Here is a 20,232-nt window from a genome sequence, read left to right on the forward strand (position 1 = left end):
GTTTAGATCCCCAGAGCCTTCTCGATGACCTCAGTGGTGGCCTCGATGCTGGACTGATTGTCCACAGAGCAGAGCAGATTCCGCTCAGCATAGAACGCCTTGAGAGGCTCGGTCTCGGCATGATAGACCTCCAGGCGGTGCTGGACGGTCTCGGGCTTGTCGTCGTCCCGCAGCTCCAGGGTGCCGCCACACTTGTCGCACACGCCCTCCACCTTGGAAGGAGCGTTGACCACGTGGTAGGTGGCGCCGCAGGAAGCGCAGAAGCGGCGGCCGCTCATGCGCTTCTTGATCTCCTCGTCGGAGATCTCGATGGACAGGACGTGGTCGAACACCACGCCGGCCTGCTCCAGAGCCTCAGCCTGGGCGATGGTGCGGGGCACGCCGTCCAGAATGTAACCCTTAGAGCAGTCATCTTGGGCCAAGCGCTCAGCCACGATGCCGATGATGACCTGGTCGGGGACCAGTTTCCCGGCGTCCATGTAGCTCTTAGCCTCCAATCCCACGGGGGTGCCGTTCTTCACGGCAGAGCGCAGGATGTTACCAGTGGAAATGGTGGGGATACCCAGCTTCTCGCTCAAGATAGCGGCCTGAGTACCCTTACCGGCGCCAGGGGCGCCCAGCATAATCAGCTTCATCTCGTTCACCTTCTCCAATTACTCCAGGAAACCCTTGTAGTGACGCATCATCAGCTGAGCCTCCAGAACCTTCACGGTCTCCAGGGCGACGCCCACCACGATGATGATGGAAGTACCGCCGATGGCCAGGCTGTTGCCAGCGGAGCTGCCAAAGGCCAGCATGATGTTACCGGTGATGGCGGGCAGCAGGGCTACCACAGCCAGGTAGATGGCGCCGAACATGGTCAGGCGATTGATGACGCGGGCCAAGAAGTCAGCGGTGGGCTTGCCGGGACGGAAGCCGGGCACGAAGCCGCCGTTCTTCTTGAGGTTGTTGGCGATCTCCACGGGGTTGAACTGAATGGTGTTGTAGAAGTAGCTGAACACGATGATCAGCAGGAAGTACACCACGCAATAGATCAGGCCGTTGGAGTCAAACACCTTCAGGAAGGTGTTCCAGCCAGAGCCCTCGGTCTGAGCAGAGGGCACGAACATGCCGATGGTGGCGGGGATGGAGGCGATGGCCTGAGCGAAGATGATGGGCATCACGCCGGACATATTCACCTTGATGGGAATATGGCTGGACTGACCGCCGTACATCTTGCGACCCACCACGCGCTTGGCGTACTGCACGGGCACGCGGCGCTCGGAGTTGGTGATGAACACGATGAACACCACCAGCAGCAGAATACCCACCAGAATCAGGGGGATGAACGCGGGGTGCAGGGAGGCGGTGGTGGCGGAGGTGGAACCGGAGGCCCACACGCGCACGCCGTTGATCATGGAGGAGACCATGTGGGGTCCCCGGGCAATGATACCGCCGAACAGGATGATGGAAATACCGTTGCCCACACCGAACTCGGTGATCTGCTCGCCCAGCCACATCAGGAAGGCGGAGCCGGCAGTGAAGGCAAAGATGATAACGAAAGCGGGCCACAGGCCGTCAGCCACCAGTCCGTAGTAGCTGATGAGCTTGTAGTAGCCAAAGGCCTGAAGCAGGGCGATGGCCACAGTGGCGTAGCGAGTGATAGCGGCAATCTTCTTCTTGCCCTCCTCGCCCTCGTCCCGAGCCATCTTCTCCAGAGCGGGGATGGCGATGGTCAGCAGCTGCACAATGATGGAGCTGTTGATATAGGGCTGGATGGACAGAGCGAAGACGGTAGCCTGAGCAAAGGCGTCGCCGCTCATGACATTGAGCAGACCAAAGATACTGGAAGACTGAGAGGCCATGTAGGTCTTCAGAGATTCGGTATCAATGAAGGGAACGGGGATGGCAGAACCAACCCGGAAAATCAGCAGAGCAAAGATGGTAAACAGCAGCTTGTTGCGGAGCTCTTGCACCTTCCAGGCACTACGGATGGTCTGAATCATGTCAGATCACCTCCGCTGTACCGCCTGCCTTTTCGATCTTCTCTTTCGCGGAGGCGGAGAAAGCGGAAGCACGCACGGTGAGCTTCTTGGTGATCTCGCCGTTGCCCAGCACCTTAACACCGTACTCGCACTTGGAGAGGATGCCCTGCTCCAGCAGGTCGCAGACATTGACGGTGGCGCCATCCTCGAACTTGTTCAGAGCGGAGACATTGATGGTCTCCAGACGCTTGGCAAAAATGTTGTTAAAACCGCGCTTGGGCAGACGACGAGCCAGAGGCATCTGGCCGCCCTCGAAGCCCACACGGACACCGCCGCCGGAACGAGCCCACTGACCCTTGTGTCCACGGCCGGCAGTCTTGCCGTTACCGGAACCGGGGCCGCGGCCCTTGCGCTTGCCCACCTGAGTGGAACCAGCGGCGGGAGAGAGAGTATGCAGATTCATGTTGGGCACCTCCTTAGGCGTTCTCGGTGACCTGGAGCAGGTAACCGATGGCGGCAATCTTGCCGCGGGTAGCAGCGTTGTCGGGCTGCACGGTCACATCGCCGATGTGACGCAGGCCCAGAGCCTCGGCAGTGGCCTTGTGCTTGGCCAGACGGCCGTTCAGGCTCTTGACGAGCTTGATTTCAATGTTAGCCATAGTCGTGAGCCTCCTTAACCGATGATTTCTTCCACGCTCTTGCCGCGGATACGAGCGACTTCAGCGGGGCTGCGCAGAGCCTTCAGGCCAGCCATGGTGGCAGCCACCACGTTCTGGGGGTTGTTGGTGCGCAGGCACTTGGCACGGATGTCGGAGACACCCGCGGCCTCCATCACAGCACGCACGGGGCCGCCGGCGATGATACCGGTACCCTTGGAAGCGGGCTTGAGGAGCACACGGCCGGCGCCGAACTCACCGATGACCTCGTGGGGAATGGTGGTGCCGGACAGGGTCACGGTCACCATGTTCTTCTTGGCATCCTCGATGCCCTTGCGGATGGCCTCGGCCACCTCAGCGGCCTTGCCCAGGCCGTAGCCGACCTTGCCCTTCTCGTCGCCCACAACAACCAGGGCGGAGAACTTGGCCACACGGCCGCCCTTGACGGTCTTGGAGACGCGGTTGAGGTACACAACCTTCTCTACGAACTCCTTGGGTTCTTTCTCAAAACGAGCCATACTTTCTTCCTCCTCCCTTAGAACTGCAGGCCGCCCTCACGGGCGCCCTCGGCCAGAGCCTTCACGCGGCCGTGGTACAGGTAGCCACCACGGTCAAACACAACGGTCTCAATGCCCTTGGCACGGGCGCGCTCGGCAATGGCCTCGCCCACCTTCTTGGCAGCTTCGCAGTTGCTGCCGGAGCCTTCAAAGCCCTTCTCCAGGGAAGAAGCGGAAACCAGGGTCACACCCTTGGTGTCGTCGATGATCTGAGCATAGATGTTGGTCTCGCTGCGGAACACATTCAGACGGGGACGCTCGGAGGTGCCGGACACCTTACCACGAACGCGCTTATGACGATGCAGGCGCTGAGCCTTAGTGTTGGGTCTGTTAATCATAATCGGCACACCTCCTTAATTACTTCTTAGCACCGGTCTTACCAACCTTGCGGCGGATGACCTCGTCAGAGTACTTAATACCCTTACCCTTGTAGGGCTCGGGGGGACGCTTCTCGCGGACCTTGGCAGCGAACTGGCCGACCAGCTGCTTGTCATAGCCGGAGATGATGATCTGGTTCTGGTTGGGAACCTCGATGGTGATGCCCTCGGGAGCCTCCATGATGACCTGGTGAGAGAAGCCCAGGTTCATCACCAGCTTGCCGCCCTCCAGAGCCACACGGTAACCTACGCCGTTGACGTCCAGGGACTTCTTGTAGCCCTCGGTGACACCCACGATCATGTTGTGCACCAGGGTGCGGGTCAGACCGTGGAGCGCACGGTTCTCCTTCAGATCGTTGGGACGGGTGACGGTGATGACGCCGTCAGCCAGAGTGATGGTCATGTTGGGGTGGAACTGCTCCACCAGGGTGCCCTTGGGGCCCTTGACGGTGACCACGTTGTTGTCAGCAATGCTTACCTCCACGCCGGCGGGGACGGCGATAGGAGCTCTACCAATTCTAGACATTCCTATACCCTCCTTACCAAACGAAAGCCAGGACTTCGCCGCCGACATGGGCCTCGCGGGCCTTCTTGTCGGTCATGACGCCCTTGGAAGTGGACACGATAGCAATGCCCAGGCCACGGAGCACGCGGGGCAGCTCCTCAGCGCCAGCGTACACACGCAGGCCGGGCTTGGACACCCGGCGCAGACCAGTGATGGCCTTCTCCTTGCCGGGCTGCACATACTTCAGAGTGATGCGGATGACACCCTGGGTACCATCGTTGATGGTCTGGAAGTTCTTGATATAGCCCTCGTCCAGCAGAATCTGAGCGATGGCCTTCTTCATGTTAGAAGCAGGAACATCCACGGTGTCATGCTTTGCGTTGTTCGCGTTGCGGATGCGAGTGAGCATATCCGCAATGGGATCGGTGATTTGCATGATTTTTACCTCCTATAAAATTTACGGGCTTGATGCCCGTACAGGCGGAAAGGTATCGAAGGCTAGGTTGGTTCCTCCGACCTTTTGTCCGTCTTTTCCCACGCTGGGGGTCTCTTTTACCATTGGCACGGTGGCCAACGATTTATTATAACATGCCCATAGGCGGGGGTGCAACCCCCCGCCTGGGACTTGTTATCCAAATTTTTCTCCGGTATTCGACCGTTTTGCGGCAAATTACCAGGAGGCCTTCTTCACGCCAGGAATCTGGCCCTTGTAGGCCAGCTCGCGGAAGCAGATACGGCAGATGCCGTAGTCCCGGAGGTAAGCGTGGGGGCGACCGCAGATCTTGCAGCGGTTGTAGCGGCGGCTGGAGAACTTGGGCTCAGCCTGCTGCTTGAGAATCATAGACTTCTTAGCCATAGCTGGTTTCTCCTTCCATTAACCGTTGGTGGTGAAGGGAGCGCCCAGGAGAGTCAGCAGCTCCTTGGCCTCCTCGTCCGTCTTAGCAGTGGTGCAGATGACGATGTCCATACCACGGATCTTGTCGATCTTATCGTACTCGATCTCGGGGAAGATCAGCTGCTCCTTCAGGCCCAGGGCGTAGTTGCCGCGGCCGTCGAAGGCGTTGGGGTTGATGCCACGGAAGTCACGCACACGGGGCAGGGCCACGTTGAACAGACGATCCATGAACTCCCACATCTTGTCCTGGCGCAGGGTGACCTTAGCGCCGATGGGCATGCCCTCACGGAGCTTGAAGTTAGCCACGGACTTCTTGGCCCGGGTGATGACGGGCTTCTGGCCGGTGATGGTGGCCAGGTCGTTGACCACGCTCTCCAGCACCTTGGCGTTGTCGCGGGCCTCACCACAGCCCACGTTCACCACGATCTTGTGGATGCGGGGGATCTCCATGGTGGACTTGTAGCCGAACTTCTGCATCAGAGCAGGAGCGATCTCGGCATTGTACTTAGCCTTCAGATTGGGGTTAGCCATTTTCTATACTCCTCCTCTTTCTCAGATTTCAGCGCCGCAGTGCTTGCACACGCGCACCTTCTTGCCGTCCACGATCTTGTGGGCGACGCGGGTGGCCTTGTTGCACTTGGGGCACACGGTCATAACCTTGCAGGCGTAGATGGGGGTCTCCTTCTTGACGATGCCACCCTCCTCGCCCTGACGGCGAGCCTTCTGGTGACGGGTAGCGACGCTGACGCCCTCCACGACCACCTTGCCGGCCTCGGGGTTGACGGACAGGACCTTGCCCTGCTTGCCCTTGTCCTTACCGGACAGGACAACCACGGTATCGTTCTTCTTTACGTTCATACTCATACCTCGTAACCCCCCTCTTACAGCACTTCGGGAGCCAGGGACAGGATCTTCATGTAGTCCTTGTCACGCAGCTCACGAGCCACTGGGCCAAAGATACGGGTGCCGCGGGGGTTCTTGTCGTCGCGGATGATAACGGCGGCATTGTCGTCGAAACGCACATAGCTGCCGTCGGCACGGCGCACGCCGCGCTTGGAGCGGACGATAACGGCCTTGACCACTTCGCCCTTCTTCACGGTGCCGCCGGGAGCGGCCTTGCGTACGGAGGCGACCACCACGTCGCCGATGTTACCAAACTTGCGCTTGGAGCCGCCCAGTACGCGGATGGTCTTGATCTCCTTGGCGCCGGTGTTGTCGGCAACCTTCAGATAGCTTTCTTCCTGAATCATACTGGCACCTCCTTCTTACTTCGCCTTCTCGATGATCTCAACCACGCGCCAGCGCTTGTCCTTGGACAGGGGGCGGGTCTCCATCACACGAACACGGTCACCTACGCCGCACTGGTTCAGCTCGTCGTGAGCCTTCAGCTTGTAGGTGCGCTTGACAATCTTCTTATACAGAGGGTGGGCCACGCGGTCGGCGATGGCGACCACCACGGTCTTATCCATCTTATCCGAAACCACCAGGCCGACTCTGGTCTTACGAGAAGAGGTTCTCACTTCGCTCATCGTTTACTCCTCCTTATCGGCCCTGCTGCTCACGCAGGATGGTCTTGACTCGGGCAATGTCTTTCTTAACCTCTGCGATGCGGATGGGATTTTCCAGCTGATTGGTGGCGTGCTGAAGACGGAGGTTGAACAGGTCCTTCTTCAGCTCCACCAGCTTGGTCTCCAGCTCGGTTGCGCTCATCTTACGGACTTCGTTAGCTTTCATCTTCATTCACCACCATTCGTCTCTTTCTTGATAATCTTGCACTTGACAGGCAGCTTGTGGCTGGCCAGACGGAGGGCCTCACGGGCGACCTCCTCGGAAACGCCGGCGATCTCGAACATGACACGGCCGGGCTTGACAACGGCAACCCAGTACTCGGGAGCGCCCTTACCGGAACCCATTCGGGTACCCAGGGCCTTCTTGGTCACGGGCTTGTCGGGGAAGATCTTGATCCAGACCTTACCGCCACGCTTGGTGTAACGGGTCATGGCCACACGGGCGGCCTCGATCTGGTTACCGGTGATCCAAGCGGGCTCGGTGGTCACCAGGCCGAACTCACCGTAAGCGATGGTGTTGCCACGGGTGGCGACGCCGGTCATACGACCACGGTGCACGCGGCGATATTTCACTCTCTTAGGCAGCAGCATTACTGGGCGCCTCCTTCCTTAGCAGCGGGACGGCCCTGGCGGTTGCCACCATTGCGGTTGAAGCCGCCCTGGCGACGGTCACCACCGTTGCGGCGATCGCCATTGCGGCGGTCACGACGGGGGCGCTGCTCACGCTCTTTGTAGTTCTTGGTGTCGATGGTGCGGGGAGTGGTGCGCAGGGTCTGAGTCAGAACCTCGCCCTTGTAGATCCACACCTTGATGCCGATGCGGCCATAAGTGGTGGCAGCCTCAGCAAAGCCGTACTCGATGTCGGCACGCAGGGTCTGCAGGGGGATGGTGCCGTCGTGGTACTGCTCGGTGCGGGCGATCTCAGCGCCGTTGAGACGGCCGGAAGCCTGCACCTTGATGCCCAGGGCGCCCATGCGCATCGCGCGGCCCATGGCGTTCTTCATAGCGCGGCGGAACGCGATGCGCTTCTCCAGCTGCTGAGCGATGTTCTCAGCCACCAGCTGAGCGTTGGTGTCCACGTTCTTGACCTCAACGATGTTGAGAGCCACGGGCTTGCCCAGCTTCTTCTCCAGCTCCACGCGCAGCTTCTCGATCTCCTCGCCGCCCTTGCCGATGACGACACCGGGACGGGCGCAGTGCACATAGATGCGGATCTTGGCGTTGTCACGCTCGATCTCGATCTTGGGCACGCCGGCGGAGTAGAGCCGCTTCTTCAGATCGCGGCGGAGATTGTAGTCCTCAACCAGGAGGTCGCCCACTTTCTCATTGCGGGCATACCAACGGGAGTCCCAGTCTTTGATGACGCCCACGCGAAGGCCGTGGGGGTTAACTTTCTGTCCCATTACTCTTTGACCTCCTTACTTAGCGCTCTTTGACCACAACGGTCACGTGAGAAGTTCTCTTGTTGATGCGATAGGCACGACCCTGGGCCCGGGGCATGAAGCGCTTGATGATGGGGCCGGGGGTGGCGAAGGTGGCAGCAACGTACAGCTTCTCGGGGTCCATGCCGTGGTTGTTCTCGGCATTGGCGGCGGCGCTGTTGACCAGCTTCATCAGGGGCTCAGCAGCGGCCTTGGGGGTCAGAGCCAGGATGGCGTTGGCCTGAGCAATGCTCTTGCCACGGATCAGGTCGCACAGAATGCCGACCTTGCGGGGAGAGATACGAATGTATCTCAGTGTTGCTTTAGCTTCCATTCTATCTCTCCTCCTTACTTACCAGTCTTGCTGCCAGCGTGACCCTTGAAGGTACGGGTGGGAGCAAACTCGCCCAGCTTGTGGCCGACCATGTCCTCGGTGACGTACACGGGCACGTGCTTGCGGCCATCATGCACAGCAAAGGTGTGGCCCACGAAGGAGGGGAAGATGGTGGAGGCGCGGCTCCAGGTCTTCAGAACCTTCTTCTCGTTGGCCTTGTTCATTTCGTCGACCCGCTTCAGCAGCTCGGGAGCGCAAAAGGGGCCTTTCTTGATACTTCTGCTCATCTTTTACTGCCTCCTTACTTACCGTTACGACGCTTGACGATGAACTTGTCGGTGGGGTTCTTCTTCTTGCGGGTCTTGTAACCCATAGCAGGCTTGCCCCAGGGAGTGACAGGACCGGGACGGCCCACGGGGCTCTTGCCCTCACCACCGCCGTGGGGGTGGTCATTGGGGTTCATGACGGAGCCACGCACGGTGGGACGCCAGCCCATGTGACGCTTACGGCCGGCCTTACCGATGTGGATGTTGGCCCAGTCGGTGTTGCCAACCTGGCCGATGGTGGCCTTGCACTCCTCACGGATGAGGCGGACCTCGCCGGAGGGCAGACGCACCTGAGCCATGCCGTTCTCCTTAGCCATCAGCTGAGCGGCCACGCCAGCGGAACGAACCAGCTGAGCGCCCTTGCCGGGATACAGCTCGATGCAGTGGATCATTTCACCCACGGGGATGTTGGCGATGGGCAGGCAGTTGCCGGGCAGGATGTCGGCGTCGGCGCCGGTCATGATGATGTGGCCGGCCTTGATGCCCACGGGAGCCAGGATATAGCGGCGCTCGCCGTCCTCATACTCGATGAGGGCGATGTTGGCGGAGCGGTTGGGGTCGTACTGCAGGTTGATGACGGTAGCGCTGCCCACCTTATCACGCTTGAAGTCGATGATACGGTACTTGCGCTTGTTGCCGCCGCCGCGGTGGCGGACGGTGATGCGGCCGTAGCTGTTACGGCCGGCGTGCTTCTGGAGCACCTCGGTGAGGGAGCGCTCCGGCTTGGCCTTCTTATCAATGCCCTCGAAGGCGGACACAGTCATGTGACGGCGGGAGGGCGTTGTGGGCTTGTATACGCGAATAGCCATAGTTCAATTTCCTCCTCTTACACCATACCCTCGAAGAACTCGATGGTCTTGGACTCCTCGGTCAGAGTCACAACGGCCTTCTTCCAGCTGGCCCGACGGCCCTGGGGATAACGGCCCATGCGCTTGACCTTACCCTGCATGTTCAGGGTGTTAACCTTCGCCACGTTCACGCCGAAGATCTCCTCGACTGCCTTGGCGATCTCGATCTTGTTGGCGTCCTTGGCGACCTCGAAGGTGTACTTCTTCTCGGTGGCCAGCATCATGGACTGCTCGGTGACGATGGGGCGCTTAATGATATCGTAAGCGGTCTTCATTAGGCGAACACCTCCTCGATGGTGGCCAGCGCAGCCTTGTCGATGATCAGCTGGTTGGCGTTGACAATGTCATAGACATTGATCAGGTTGGCGGGAGTGGTGACCACGCCGGGAATGTTGCGAGCGGACTTGACCACGTTGGCGCAGCTGGTGACAACCACAGCCTTGTCGGCCTCCACGGCGTTCAGGAAGCCCTGGAAGGTACGGGTCTTAATCTCGTTCATGCCCAGGCCGTCCACCACCAGCAGGTTGCCGGAGGCAGCCTTAGCGGACAGAACGGACTTCAGGGCCAGACGCTTCACCTTCTTGTTGAGGGTGTAGCTGTAATCGCGGGGCTTGGGAGCGAACACGATACCGCCGTGGGTCCACTGAGGAGCACGGGTGGAACCCTGACGGGCGTGACCGGTGCCCTTCTGGCGCCAGGGCTTGCGGCCGCCGCCGGAAACCTCGGCACGGGTCAGAGCGCTCTGAGTGCCCTGACGGCAGTTGGCCAGGTGATTCTTGACCACATCGTGAACGACGTACTGGTTGGGCTCGATGCCGAAGATGGACTCGGAGAGCTCGACCTCGCCGATCTGCTTACCGGCCATATCATAAAGGTTAGCTTTAGGCATTTGTCATTCTCTCCTTTCTTACTTGTTACGCGCAGAGGCCTTCTGGGGATTGACACGGGCGGAAGCCTTCTGAGGATTGACGCGGCCAGCCTCGGTGACCTTCTTCTCCATGACCTTCTTGACGGAGCTGCGCAGAGCGACCACGCCGCCCTTGGGGCCGGGGATAGCGCCGCGCACGGCAACCAGGCCCATCTCCTCGTCGACCACCACAACGTCCAGGTTCATCACAGTGACCTGCTCGTTGCCCATCTGGCCGGCGCCGATCTTGCCCTTGAAGATGCGGGAAGGATCGGTGCTGGAGCCCATAGAACCGGCGTGACGGTGCACAGGACCGGTACCGTGGGTATTCTTCAGGGTATGAGCGCCCCAGCGCTTGACGACGCCCTGATAGCCGTGACCCTTGCTGATGCCGGTCACGTCCACGCGATCGCCCACGGCGAACACGGTGGCGTTGATCTCGTCGCCCACGTTGAGCTCGGCGGCGTTATCCAGCTTGAACTCCTTCAGGACGCGCAGGACCTTGCCGGACTTCTTGCTGTGGCCCACCTCGGGCTTGGACAGCTTGCGCTCGGGAACTTCCTCAAATCCCAGCTGAACGGCGGTGTAGCCGTCCTTTTCCTCGGTCTTCTTCTGCACCACGGTGCAGGGGCCTGCCTGGATGACAGTGACCGGGATGACCTTGCCGGCTTCATCGAAGATCTGGGTCATGCCCAGCTTCTTGCCGATAATGGCCTTTTCCATGTGTATTCCTCCTTAATAAGGTTATTGGTTGAAAAACGTGAGACATTGGGTGCTCATTGGTTTTCCAACATGACCCGCTCACCTCAATTTCAGCGGTGAGCTGCGGGTACAACAAAGTTGTGTGAAATCAGGCTCTGTCTTACTTCTTAGAGTTTGATTTCAATGTCCACGCCGGCGGGCAGGTCCAGGCTCATCAGAGCCTCCACAGTCTTGGCAGAGGGCTTCACCACGTCGATCAGACGCTTGTGAGTGCGACGCTCAAACTGCTCACGGCTGTCCTTGTACTTGTGGACAGCGCGCAGGATGGTGACCACTTCCTTCTTGGTGGGCAGGGGGATGGGGCCGGAGACGGTGGCGCCGGAGCGCTTGGCGGTCTCCACGATCTTCTCGGCGGCCTGGTCGATCAGCTGATGATCGTAAGCCTTGAGCCGAATGCGAATCATTTCTTTCTGAGCTGCCATTTGGGTTTTCCTCCTTAATAACATACGAAGTGATGATTGGTCGTCCCTTCGTACGGTGAAAAACTCCGTCCACGTTTCCGTGCGTATCACTCTGGGGCATGAATAAAACCGGCACAAAAGCTGGCCGGTTTCACCCATTTCCCGGCGATATACGCCGTGAACTGAGTCTCTCAGCCGCCCGATTCTCGGACATACTCCGCGGAAGTTACCTCGTTTTCACGAGCAATCTCCCGCATCATCGCATAGTGCACCCTTTGCAGGCGCTTGATTATTGTACTATATACACTTTGTAAAGTCAAGGGAAAATTCAAGTTTTTTCGCTGCAAACTCCGCCAGTTCCCGGGGAAAACCAGGGGGTTTTTGTGTGCAGTTTGACCTTTGCTTTTCCGGCCCCCAGGCCCTCGAAACCTCTGCCGCTCTCTTGACGTTTCCGCCCCCCATGCGGCGCTGTGGTAGGGGCCGTGGCTTGCCCGGCCCGTGGCCACCCCGGCATTGCCCCGGGGGATTCGGGAGGGGCAAGCCCCTCCCCTACGCCCATCAACGCAGGAAATGCACCGATGTTAGGGCTGCCTCAATCAAAATCCGTGCCGCCCAGCGGCACACCACACTTCTTCACTATTCACTCTTCACTATTCACTCTTCACTTTTCATTAACCACAGCATCCGCCCCCGCATCCACCGCTGCAACCGCAAGAACTCCCCTGCCCCTCTCTCAGATGGCTGGGCAGAGACTCGTCCTCCTCAATCCACTCCTTCTCCACATCCACAATGCGGTACTCCGTCTCCGTATCCCGGATGACCAGCTGGGAGATGCCCGCGTTGATGATGAGGCGGCGGCACATGGAGCAGGAGGTGGACCCGGCCAGAAGGGTGCGGGTCTTGGGGTCCACGCACACCATATATAAGGCAGCCCCCAGCACTTCCCGGCGGGAGGCAGAGATGATGGCGTTGGCCTCGGCGTGCACCGAACGGCACAGCTCGTACCGCTCCCCAGAGGGGATGTTCATGGCCTCCCGGGTGCAGTAGCCCAAATCGATGCAGTTTTTCCGGCCCCGGGGGGCGCCGTTGTAGCCGGTGGACACGATCTCGTCGTTTTGGACGATGATGGCCCCATAGTGGCGGCGCAGGCAGGTGGAGCGCTCGGACACCGTCTGTGCAATGTCCAGATAATAGTTTGTCTTGTCAATGCGTGGCATGGGACCATCCCTCCATATTTCGTACTGCCTGCCATTATATCAGCCTTTTTTCCGTGACACAACGGTCAAATTCACATTTTGTTTACCGTTACCCCATTGACGTTGCCAAACGTTGCGATTATCATAATAGTAACAATACAGCGACGCCTTAGGCTGTCAGGAGGTAAGAACCTGTGATTCGTCAATATCTCAGCCGTTTTATGACTGGCCGCTATGGCATGGACCAACTCAATCTGTTTCTCACGGTCACCTATCTGGTGCTCTACCTGGTGTTTTTCCTCACCGGGCTGTGGGTGCTGGACATGATCGTACTGGTACTATTACTGGTGGTGCTGTTTCGGATGCTGTCCCGGGACATCTACCGCCGTCAGGCAGAAAACACCCGGTTTCTCCAGATTGTCCGGCCCATCCAACATAAATTCCGCACCTTCCGCACCCGGATGAAAGACCGGGAGCACCGTTACTTCAAGTGCCCCAGCTGCGGCCAGCAGATGCGGGTGCCCCGGGGCAAGGGACGTATCACCGTCCACTGCCGCTCCTGCGGGGCCACCTTCGAGGAAAAAAGTTAAAAAAATGGGTCGGACGAACGTCCGACCCATTTTTTATGGAATTACTTGTTCTGGTTGGGCTGCTTGACCTGCACAGAGTCCTTGGTCATGGGACGGCGCAGCAGGCGGAAGTTGGGCATACCGCCGGCCTCGCACACCCGGCTGACCAGGGTGTCGGCGTAGCAGAACAGCTGCTCGTAGCAGCGCACGTGGAACTCCTTCTTATCGTCGTCGGTGACCTCACCAGTGACCTGGAACAGGCCCACCAGCTCCACAGAGGCGAAGAAACGGTGATCGGGGTTGTCGGTCTTGTCCTTCACGCACTGATACAGCTTGGCCACGCACTTGGTGGAGTCCGCGTTGTACTTAACGGTGAAATTGGAGTTGTTCTCCAGCTGGACCTGCCCAGCCTTGTCCAGCTTGTTGAAAAACTGGAGGTCCTCCAGCTTGTAGGAAAGCATTTGCAAATCTGCCATGGTTGGCACCTCGCCCTTCTTGTTGATTTTTCCTGTGTTCCATTGTACCATAGAGATACCATGGCCGGACGTCTCTGACGCCCCTCGCCTTTGGCGACACTGCCGCTATTGTACCATAACTTGACAGGGTGTGCAACCGTCCTTGTGTAAATTTCTCTCTCTTTTGCACACACGCCCCCTGGCTTTTCGAGGTGATTTTTATGAATGATACCATTGCCGCCATTGCCACCGGGCACCAGGCCACTGCCATCGGCATCCTCCGCCTCTCGGGGCCCCAGGCCATTTCCGCCCTGGACCAGGTGTTTACCCCCGCCAGCGGCAAGCCCATGGCAGAGCAGCCCAACCGCCTGCTGGTGTACGGCACCCTCCACGACGCCCAGGGCAACGCCCTGGACCACTGCCTGGCCACCGTCTCCCGTGGCCCCCACAGCTATACGGGAGAGGACACCGCCGAGCTGCAATGCCACGGCTCCCCGGTGCTGCTGACCATGGCCCTAGAGGCCCTGTTTGCCTGTGGGGTGCGCCAGGCCCAGGCGGGCGAGTTCACCCGGCGGGCCTTCCTGGCGGGAAAAATGGATTTGACCCGCACCGAGGCGGTGGCAGACCTCATCCACGCCGAGACCCAGGGGGCGGTGTATCAGGCCGCCGGACAGCTGGGGGGCGCTCTGGCCCAGGTCATTGAGGACATCTACCACCAGCTCACCGCCCTCATGGCCCACTTCCACGCCGTCCTGGACTACCCCGACGAGGACATCGACCCCTTCGAGGCCCAGGAGATCAACCACACCCTGGGCCAGACGGAGAAACAGCTGGATCAGCTCACCGCCACCTACCAGCGGGGCAAAGCCCTGGTGGAGGGCATTCCCTGCGCCATCGTGGGCAAGCCCAACGCCGGAAAATCCACCCTGTTCAACGCCCTGTTGGGCTATGACCGGGCCATCGTCACCCCCATCGCCGGCACCACCCGGGACACCGTGGAGGAGCGGCTGAACCTGGGCGGCGTGCTGCTGCGCCTCATCGACACCGCCGGGCTGCGGGACAGCGACGACCAGGTGGAGCAGCTGGGGGTGGAGCGCAGCCGGGAAGCCCTGCGCCGCTCCGAGTTGACCCTGGTGGTGGTGGACGCCTCCCGGCCCCGGGACGAGGAGGAGGAAGAGCTGCTGCGGCTGGCCGCCCAGAACGGCCCCACCATCCTGGTGTACAACAAGGAGGACCTGCCCTCCGCCGCTCCCCTGCCCCAGCCCCCCGCCGGAGTGGAGACGGTGACCCTGTCCGCCCTCACCGGGGACGGCATCGACCAGCTGGAGCTGGCCATTGGCCGCCTGTTCCCCCACGACCCCGGCCTGCGCCCCGGAGCGCTCCTCACCAATGCCCGCCAGGCCCAGGCCGCCGCCCAGGCCCGGGACTGCCTCACCCGTGCCCAGCTGGCCCTCCAGGCCGGGCTCTCCCCCGACGCCGTCCTCACCGATGTGGAAGACGCCCTCCAATATCTGGGCCAGCTCACCGGGCGTGTGGTGCGGGACGACATTACTTCCCAAATTTTCCAGCGCTTTTGCGTGGGTAAATGACAGTTTTTGTCACTTTTTAGGGGTTGACACCATATCTATGGATAGCCTTCCACAACTCACACACCATGTGGAAAACTTTGTGGAAGCTGTGGAAGTCTCTCTCACCGGGAAAGGCAGACCGCCTTTCCCGGTGTCTTTTTTTGCACCCTGCTGCGCGCATTTTTGTCCGCCACAGGCGGCCAAAACCACACTTGCAGGGCGAGAAGTATGGGATCCCATGCGCATGTCCTGGGATCCCATGCATTTCAATGTTTCCCGCCTGGCGGCGGGAACTCTGCGAGGCTTTTCCCCCCTTCCCTGCCACACAGGCCGCTATAGGTGGTGGGTTGTTTCCCGTTCCTTGCCGATGTTTGGCTATCCTGGGGGGATACTGGACTTTTCTCTCCCCCTGTGCTAAGATGCTCTCATCCCCACCCAGGGGAGAGAAAGAGAGAGAGTTTATGAACAAGAAAATTTCCAACGCCTACGCTGGGTTTGCCCAGCGCCTGGGGTTGCAGATGGACCCCAGCGGTGGCCTGTACGGCCAGCGGGGCGGCTACGCCTGGACCATCTTCGCCCCGGACCCCCGCTACCCCTATCAGCTTTTGGTGACCACCCCCGCCCGCCGGGCTGCCGGAGCCCTGAACAAGGAGGACGTGCGCCAGTTCAGACGGGAGCACAAAGAGGTTTTTATCTTCAACCAGCGGCAAAATGACGTCTCCATCACCGTCCGGGTCAAGGGGGCCAAGGGCGGCGAGCGGCTGGAGTCGGCCATGAACGCCTTCATCGAGCTGCTGCGCACCCAGTCCTTCCGGCCCTGCTGCCAGAACTGCGGCCAGGAGTTGCCTGTGGAGGGCTACTTTGTCTCCGGCGGCTACATGCAGGTGTGCGACAGCTGCGCCCAGGCTCTGAAGCAGTCCCACAACACCGCCCAGACCCAGAGAGCCCAGAAGAGCGAAAATGTGGCGGGCGGCATCGTGGGCAGCCTCATCGGCTCCCTGTTGGGAGTGCTGTGCATCGTCCTGCTCAGCCAGTTGGGGGTTGTAGCCGCCCTGTCCGGCCTCATCATGGCCGTGTGTACCCTCAAGGGCTATGAGATGCTGGGGGGCAAGCTGTCCAACCGTGGTATTGTCATCAGCATTGTGGTGATGATCGTCATGACCTTTGTGGGCGACCGGATCGACTGGGCCATTCTGGTGTCTCAGCAGCTGGAAATGCCCCTGCCCATGGCCTTCCAGGCCGTGCCCGTGCTGCTGGCCGAGGAGATCATCGTGCCCTCTGCCTATTGGACCAACCTGGTGCTGCTGTATGTATTCATGTTGGGCGGCGCTGTGCCCACCATCCGCAGCTCCATCCGCAACCGCCGATTTGTGGATGTGGTGTACCGCCTGGGCCACCCGCCGGTGGAACTGTAAGGAAAAAGCCGCTGTGCAAAGGCTGCACAGCGGCTTTTTTGTCTCAGTTGCGGGTTGTTAAGCGGTCTGCCACCACCCGGGCAGCCTTGACGCCGGAGGCGCCCGCCTGGGCCAGGCCACGGGTGACACCGGCGCCGTCGCCCACGGCGAAGAAGCCGGGCAGGGCGGTCTCCAGCTGGTTGGACAGGGAGATGCGGGCGGAGTAGAACTTCACCTCGGCACCATACAGCAGGGTGTCGTAGTTGGCGGTACCAGGGGCCAGCTTGTCCAGGGCGTAGATCATCTCGATGATGTCGTCCAGCTGCCGCTTGGGCAGAGCCAGGGACAGATCGCCGGGGACGGCGGCGGTGAGAGTGGGCCGCACAAAGGACTTGGACAGGCGGTGCTCATTGGTGCGGATGCCGGACACCAGGTCCCCGAACCGCTGCACCAGCACGCCACCCGCCAGCATGTTGGACAGAGAGGCGATGTGCTTGCCGTAGCGGTAGGGCTCATTGAAGGGCTGGGTGAACCGGTTGGACACCAACAGAGCGAAGTTGGTGTTGCGGCTTTGCAGCTTGGGGTCGGAGTAGGAGTGGCCATTGACGGTGTTGATGCCCTCCACGTTCTCCGCCACCACGTGACCGTAGGGGTTCATGCAGAAGGTGCGCACCGAGTCGCCGTACTGCTTGGTGCGGTAGACCAGCTTGGACTCGTACACCACGTCGGTGATGTGCTCGAAGACGGTGGCGGGCAGCTCCACCCGCACGCCGATGTCCACCTGGTTGTTGATGAGCTCCAGCCCCAGCCCCTTGCACTGGTTGGCAAACCACTCCGCGCCGGAGCGGCCAGGAGCAGCGATGAGATAGGGGGCGTTGAAGGTGTCCCCGTTCTCGCTGGCCAGGGTGTAGGTGCCGTCGGCCTCCACGGTGATGGAGCGGATGGCGGTGCGGAACCGGAAGTCGTGATTGTCCCGGATGTGCTCATAGATGTTGGTCAAAATGCGCAGGTTGTTCTCGGTGCCCAGGTGCTTGCACCGGGCCTGGAGCAGGTGCAGGTCGAACTCCAGGGCCTTTTTCTCCAGCTCCCGGGCCTGGGGCGTGGTGGTGGAGAAGCACTGGGTAGTGGCGCCGTGCTGGACATTGATGGAGTCCACGTAGTCGATGAGCTCCATCACCTCTTCCTGGCTGAGGAAGTCGGTGAGCCAGCCGCCGAAATCGGTGGTAAAGTTAAATTTGCCATCGGAGAAGGCCCCGGCTCCGCCGAAGCCGCACATGGTGTCGCACACCTTGCAGTTGATGCAGGCCTTCACTTTGCCCGCCACAATGGGACAGCTGCGGTGGTAGATATCGGCGCCCTGGTCCACCACCAGCACCTTGGCCTCGGGACAGCGCAGCGCCAGCTCATAGGCGGCAAAAATGCCCGCCTCTCCGGTGCCAAGCACCATAACATCATAACGATTGGTCATGAACGTTCCTCATTTCCGTAATAGTAGGGGCAAAGCCCCGATGCAGTATAGCAGAGGTTTGGGATTGTTGCAATGGAGTTTTCTGTCAAGAAAGGCCCCTTCGACTAAAATCCGTGCCGCTATGCGGCACACCTTACTTCTTCACTCTTCACTATTACCTATTCCCTGCCCGTTATCCTTCCCCGGTACCAGCCCGTCACCCCGTGTTTTTTCACCAGGTAGCCCCGGCTGCATTCGGTAACCAGGGCCAGCCGGTCCCCGGCCTGGATGGGAAGCTCATAGTCGGTGGTGTCCTCGGTGTGGGTCAGGCCGTCGCTCTGGCGGGTGTACAGGTAGTGGCGCAAAATCCACATCTCCCGCCCGGTGGACACATGGCGGCACCAGCACACGTCCTCCCCCTCCTCTAAAATCTCCACCACGCTGTCGCTCCAGCGGATGTTAAAGGAATCCTGGGATGGCGCCTGGTCATCCAGGGCCGTCACCACCGGCAGGCCGTCATAGGCCACATAGTCCATGTGCTCCTGGGTGATGTCGGGGATGATAAGGGCGTTGAGCTGGCCGTCCACCTTGAGCACACAGCCGCCGTCAATGGACACGATGTGCTGGTCCTCTTTCATCCACGGCCGGGCCACGGGAATGTCGGTGCGGTAGAGGGTCACTGGCCAGTGGCCCACCACCACCCAGTGGTGGAAGTTCCGGCCCTGGCCCACAAAGTTGTCGTTTTTCATGCAGCCGTAGGCGGGCAGGGACTCCAGGTCCTCCTCCCGGTCAATGCCGCCGTGGACAAAAATGTACCGCCCTGCCTGTAGGATGTGGGCCATCCCCCGCAAATATGCCACCTCCCGGGGCATTTTTTCCAAAATCTCCGCCCGTAGCTGGGGCAGGTCCTCCGGCCCCTGGGGATGCAGCCCCAGCTCTGCCCCCATCTGGAGGATGAGGGAGCGTCGGTCCCAGGTGCGAAACACCGGCCAGAGGGCCTCGTCGATGCCGGGCCGTCCCTCCAAAAAGATGAGGTCCAGGTGATCGCAGTTGCCGCACAGGGGGTACACGGTGTGGGTCTCCCCCAGCTCCATGAGATAGCGCAGCAGGCCCAGGCTCTCCTCCCCTTTTTCAAACAAGTCTCCCACCAGGATGAGCACATCTTCAGGGGAAAATTCGGCTTTTTTCAGCACACCCCGAAAAAAGGGCAGGTTTCCGTGGATATCGCTGATGGCCAGCACCCGTCTGCCCGGGGCAATGTCAGGCCGTAGGACCTTAGCTGTGGAACTCATGGGACTCATCCTTCCGTGTGGCATGTATTCCCTTTTATCATATCACGACTTCTCCCCCGGTGCAAAAGAAACCCGCCGCAAGGCGGAGTGAAAAAAACCGTTTACTTCATCGCTTCAATGTGTTAGGATAAACGTATCAGAAACTACCCATCCACAAGGAGGAGCCTATGCCCAAAGTAGCGAGCAAGGAGCGCAGCATGGCGCTGTATGAGAGCATTGTGCAGCTGAAGAGCGTGGAGGAGTGTTGCGCCTTTTTTGATGATTTGTGTACCGTGGGAGAGCTGCGGGCCATGGAGCAGCGGTATGACGTGGCCCGCCTGCTGGACCAGGGGCTGGTGTACACCGAGATTCTGGAGAAGACCGGGGCCAGCTCCGCCACCATCAGCCGGGTCAACCGGATTTTCTCCTTCGGCACCGGAGGCATGCACCGGATGATTCAGCGGCAGAAAGAGGACCAGGAGCCCTCAGAATAACGTCCCAACAACAAGCAGGAGGAAGCGCCAGCTTTGGCTCTTCCTCCCATTGTCCATACACAGCCCGGTCTTCATCTTGACATTCCTCCGAAAACGGGCTATCATATAAGCGAAGGGTGCTACCGGTGACGGTTGTCCCCCAGCGTTTACTTAAGAAGTAACCGGAAGTTTGGGAGACTGGCGGTTACTTCTTTTTTATGTTCTGAAACAGAGCAATTATCCCCACGACTAAAATGCCAATCTGAATCAAATCAGAAAATGTCACATATGTCACCGGGACCACCCCCTTTCTCAGGGGGCAAGAAGCACCCCCTTAT

Annotated in this window: 31 protein-coding genes; 4 read left to right on the forward strand and 27 right to left on the reverse strand. The window is 59.9% G+C overall.

The window, feature by feature from the left end; genetic code table 11:
- Positions 1-2: 2 nt before the first annotated feature.
- The 24 genes from E0L15_RS04220 to E0L15_RS04335 all read right to left on the reverse strand — a co-directional run bounded on the left by E0L15_RS04220 (position 3) and on the right by E0L15_RS04335 (position 12,738).
- On the reverse strand, positions 3-635 hold the full coding sequence (locus E0L15_RS04220) for an adenylate kinase (RefSeq protein WP_087230746.1): 633 nt from the start codon (positions 633-635) through the stop codon (positions 3-5).
- Positions 636-653: 18 nt separating this feature from the next.
- Entirely contained in the window at positions 654-1,985 is a 1,332-nt protein-coding gene (gene secY, locus E0L15_RS04225) for a preprotein translocase subunit SecY (RefSeq protein ID WP_168124653.1), read from the reverse strand.
- 1 nt (position 1,986) lies between these two features.
- Entirely contained in the window at positions 1,987-2,427 is a 441-nt protein-coding gene (rplO, locus tag E0L15_RS04230) for a 50S ribosomal protein L15 (RefSeq protein ID WP_087371454.1), read from the reverse strand.
- A gap of 13 nt (positions 2,428-2,440) precedes the next feature.
- Positions 2,441-2,623, reverse strand: coding sequence for a 50S ribosomal protein L30 (gene rpmD, locus E0L15_RS04235; protein ID WP_087230507.1), 183 nt, complete (start codon positions 2,621-2,623; stop codon positions 2,441-2,443).
- 14 nt (positions 2,624-2,637) lie between these two features.
- Positions 2,638-3,138 carry a 30S ribosomal protein S5 gene (gene rpsE, locus E0L15_RS04240; RefSeq protein WP_087230510.1) on the reverse strand — a complete coding sequence of 167 codons (501 nt, stop codon included), beginning with the start codon at positions 3,136-3,138 and terminating at the stop codon, positions 2,638-2,640.
- Between the two features lie 17 nt (positions 3,139-3,155).
- Positions 3,156-3,515 (reverse strand): 50S ribosomal protein L18, encoded by a 360-nt coding sequence (gene rplR, locus E0L15_RS04245; protein ID WP_087391754.1) that lies wholly within the window; start codon positions 3,513-3,515, stop codon positions 3,156-3,158.
- Positions 3,516-3,534: 19 nt separating this feature from the next.
- A complete protein-coding gene (gene rplF, locus E0L15_RS04250) occupies positions 3,535-4,080 on the reverse strand; it encodes a 50S ribosomal protein L6 (RefSeq protein ID WP_168124654.1) in 546 nt (181 codons plus the stop codon).
- 13 nt (positions 4,081-4,093) lie between these two features.
- Entirely contained in the window at positions 4,094-4,495 is a 402-nt protein-coding gene (gene rpsH / locus E0L15_RS04255) for a 30S ribosomal protein S8 (RefSeq protein ID WP_087230519.1), read from the reverse strand.
- A gap of 234 nt (positions 4,496-4,729) precedes the next feature.
- Entirely contained in the window at positions 4,730-4,915 is a 186-nt protein-coding gene (locus E0L15_RS04260) for a type Z 30S ribosomal protein S14 (RefSeq protein ID WP_080906393.1), read from the reverse strand.
- 18 nt (positions 4,916-4,933) lie between these two features.
- A complete protein-coding gene (gene rplE / locus E0L15_RS04265; protein ID WP_087230521.1) occupies positions 4,934-5,485 on the reverse strand; it encodes a 50S ribosomal protein L5 in 552 nt (183 codons plus the stop codon).
- A gap of 21 nt (positions 5,486-5,506) precedes the next feature.
- Positions 5,507-5,818 (reverse strand): 50S ribosomal protein L24, encoded by a 312-nt coding sequence (rplX, locus tag E0L15_RS04270; RefSeq protein WP_087230524.1) that lies wholly within the window; start codon positions 5,816-5,818, stop codon positions 5,507-5,509.
- Between the two features lie 17 nt (positions 5,819-5,835).
- Positions 5,836-6,204 carry a 50S ribosomal protein L14 gene (gene rplN, locus E0L15_RS04275; protein WP_087230527.1) on the reverse strand — a complete coding sequence of 123 codons (369 nt, stop codon included), beginning with the start codon at positions 6,202-6,204 and terminating at the stop codon, positions 5,836-5,838.
- A 15-nt stretch (positions 6,205-6,219) separates the two neighbouring features.
- A complete protein-coding gene (gene rpsQ, locus E0L15_RS04280) occupies positions 6,220-6,483 on the reverse strand; it encodes a 30S ribosomal protein S17 (RefSeq protein ID WP_087230530.1) in 264 nt (87 codons plus the stop codon).
- A gap of 13 nt (positions 6,484-6,496) precedes the next feature.
- A complete protein-coding gene (gene rpmC, locus E0L15_RS04285; protein WP_143482197.1) occupies positions 6,497-6,688 on the reverse strand; it encodes a 50S ribosomal protein L29 in 192 nt (63 codons plus the stop codon).
- Between the two features lie 2 nt (positions 6,689-6,690).
- Entirely contained in the window at positions 6,691-7,113 is a 423-nt protein-coding gene (gene rplP / locus E0L15_RS04290; protein ID WP_087230536.1) for a 50S ribosomal protein L16, read from the reverse strand.
- Positions 7,113-7,925 carry a 30S ribosomal protein S3 gene (rpsC, locus tag E0L15_RS04295; RefSeq protein ID WP_087230539.1) on the reverse strand — a complete coding sequence of 271 codons (813 nt, stop codon included), beginning with the start codon at positions 7,923-7,925 and terminating at the stop codon, positions 7,113-7,115. Before rpsC ends, rplP begins: the two co-directional genes overlap by 1 nt.
- Before the next feature lie 19 nt (positions 7,926-7,944).
- Positions 7,945-8,277: a 50S ribosomal protein L22 gene (gene rplV, locus E0L15_RS04300; protein ID WP_087230542.1), complete on the reverse strand. Its 333-nt coding sequence runs from the start codon at positions 8,275-8,277 to the stop codon at positions 7,945-7,947.
- Positions 8,278-8,291: 14 nt separating this feature from the next.
- The gene (rpsS, locus tag E0L15_RS04305) at positions 8,292-8,564 is read right to left on the reverse strand and encodes a 30S ribosomal protein S19 (protein ID WP_087230545.1); all 273 of its coding nucleotides are present in this window, start codon (positions 8,562-8,564) and stop codon (positions 8,292-8,294) included.
- 14 nt (positions 8,565-8,578) lie between these two features.
- Positions 8,579-9,412: a 50S ribosomal protein L2 gene (rplB, locus tag E0L15_RS04310; RefSeq protein WP_087230548.1), complete on the reverse strand. Its 834-nt coding sequence runs from the start codon at positions 9,410-9,412 to the stop codon at positions 8,579-8,581.
- A gap of 17 nt (positions 9,413-9,429) precedes the next feature.
- Positions 9,430-9,726: a 50S ribosomal protein L23 gene (gene rplW, locus E0L15_RS04315; protein WP_087230550.1), complete on the reverse strand. Its 297-nt coding sequence runs from the start codon at positions 9,724-9,726 to the stop codon at positions 9,430-9,432.
- Positions 9,726-10,340, reverse strand: coding sequence for a 50S ribosomal protein L4 (rplD, locus tag E0L15_RS04320; RefSeq protein WP_087230553.1), 615 nt, complete (start codon positions 10,338-10,340; stop codon positions 9,726-9,728). The genes rplW and rplD overlap by 1 nt, the downstream gene beginning before the upstream one ends.
- An 18-nt stretch (positions 10,341-10,358) precedes the next feature.
- On the reverse strand, positions 10,359-11,081 hold the full coding sequence (rplC, locus tag E0L15_RS04325) for a 50S ribosomal protein L3 (protein ID WP_087230556.1): 723 nt from the start codon (positions 11,079-11,081) through the stop codon (positions 10,359-10,361).
- A gap of 146 nt (positions 11,082-11,227) precedes the next feature.
- Entirely contained in the window at positions 11,228-11,542 is a 315-nt protein-coding gene (gene rpsJ / locus E0L15_RS04330) for a 30S ribosomal protein S10 (RefSeq protein ID WP_087230559.1), read from the reverse strand.
- Between the two features lie 650 nt (positions 11,543-12,192).
- Complete coding sequence (locus E0L15_RS04335; protein ID WP_168124655.1) at positions 12,193-12,738, reverse strand: dCMP deaminase family protein; 546 nt, start codon at positions 12,736-12,738, stop codon at positions 12,193-12,195.
- A gap of 173 nt (positions 12,739-12,911) precedes the next feature.
- Between E0L15_RS04335 and E0L15_RS04340 the strand changes: the two genes are divergently transcribed.
- Positions 12,912-13,307 (forward strand): hypothetical protein, encoded by a 396-nt coding sequence (locus E0L15_RS04340; protein WP_087230565.1) that lies wholly within the window; start codon positions 12,912-12,914, stop codon positions 13,305-13,307.
- A gap of 41 nt (positions 13,308-13,348) precedes the next feature.
- Here E0L15_RS04340 and E0L15_RS04345 read toward each other — a convergent pair whose 3' ends face one another.
- On the reverse strand, positions 13,349-13,762 hold the full coding sequence (locus E0L15_RS04345; protein ID WP_158096737.1) for a protein-export chaperone SecB: 414 nt from the start codon (positions 13,760-13,762) through the stop codon (positions 13,349-13,351).
- Between the two features lie 200 nt (positions 13,763-13,962).
- Between E0L15_RS04345 and mnmE the strand changes: the two genes are divergently transcribed.
- Complete coding sequence (gene mnmE / locus E0L15_RS04350) at positions 13,963-15,330, forward strand: tRNA uridine-5-carboxymethylaminomethyl(34) synthesis GTPase MnmE (RefSeq protein ID WP_168124656.1); 1,368 nt, start codon at positions 13,963-13,965, stop codon at positions 15,328-15,330.
- Positions 15,331-15,770: 440 nt separating this feature from the next.
- Positions 15,771-16,724 carry a hypothetical protein gene (locus E0L15_RS04355; RefSeq protein WP_168124657.1) on the forward strand — a complete coding sequence of 318 codons (954 nt, stop codon included), beginning with the start codon at positions 15,771-15,773 and terminating at the stop codon, positions 16,722-16,724.
- Between the two features lie 43 nt (positions 16,725-16,767).
- Here E0L15_RS04355 and E0L15_RS04360 read toward each other — a convergent pair whose 3' ends face one another.
- Together E0L15_RS04360 and E0L15_RS04365 are read right to left on the reverse strand one after the other, a co-directional pair.
- On the reverse strand, positions 16,768-18,171 hold the full coding sequence (locus tag E0L15_RS04360; protein ID WP_168124658.1) for an NAD(P)/FAD-dependent oxidoreductase: 1,404 nt from the start codon (positions 18,169-18,171) through the stop codon (positions 16,768-16,770).
- Positions 18,172-18,329: 158 nt separating this feature from the next.
- Entirely contained in the window at positions 18,330-19,442 is a 1,113-nt protein-coding gene (locus E0L15_RS04365) for a metallophosphoesterase (RefSeq protein WP_168124659.1), read from the reverse strand.
- Between the two features lie 167 nt (positions 19,443-19,609).
- On the opposite strand from E0L15_RS04365, the gene E0L15_RS04370 reads away from it, so the two are divergent.
- On the forward strand, positions 19,610-19,915 hold the full coding sequence (locus tag E0L15_RS04370) for a YerC/YecD family TrpR-related protein (protein ID WP_087230582.1): 306 nt from the start codon (positions 19,610-19,612) through the stop codon (positions 19,913-19,915).
- The last annotated feature ends 317 nt before the right edge of the window (positions 19,916-20,232 follow it).

This window comes from Pseudoflavonifractor sp. SW1122 (assembly GCF_012027765.1).
GTDB classification, from domain to species: Bacteria; Bacillota; Clostridia; order Oscillospirales; family Oscillospiraceae; genus Enterenecus; species Enterenecus faecium.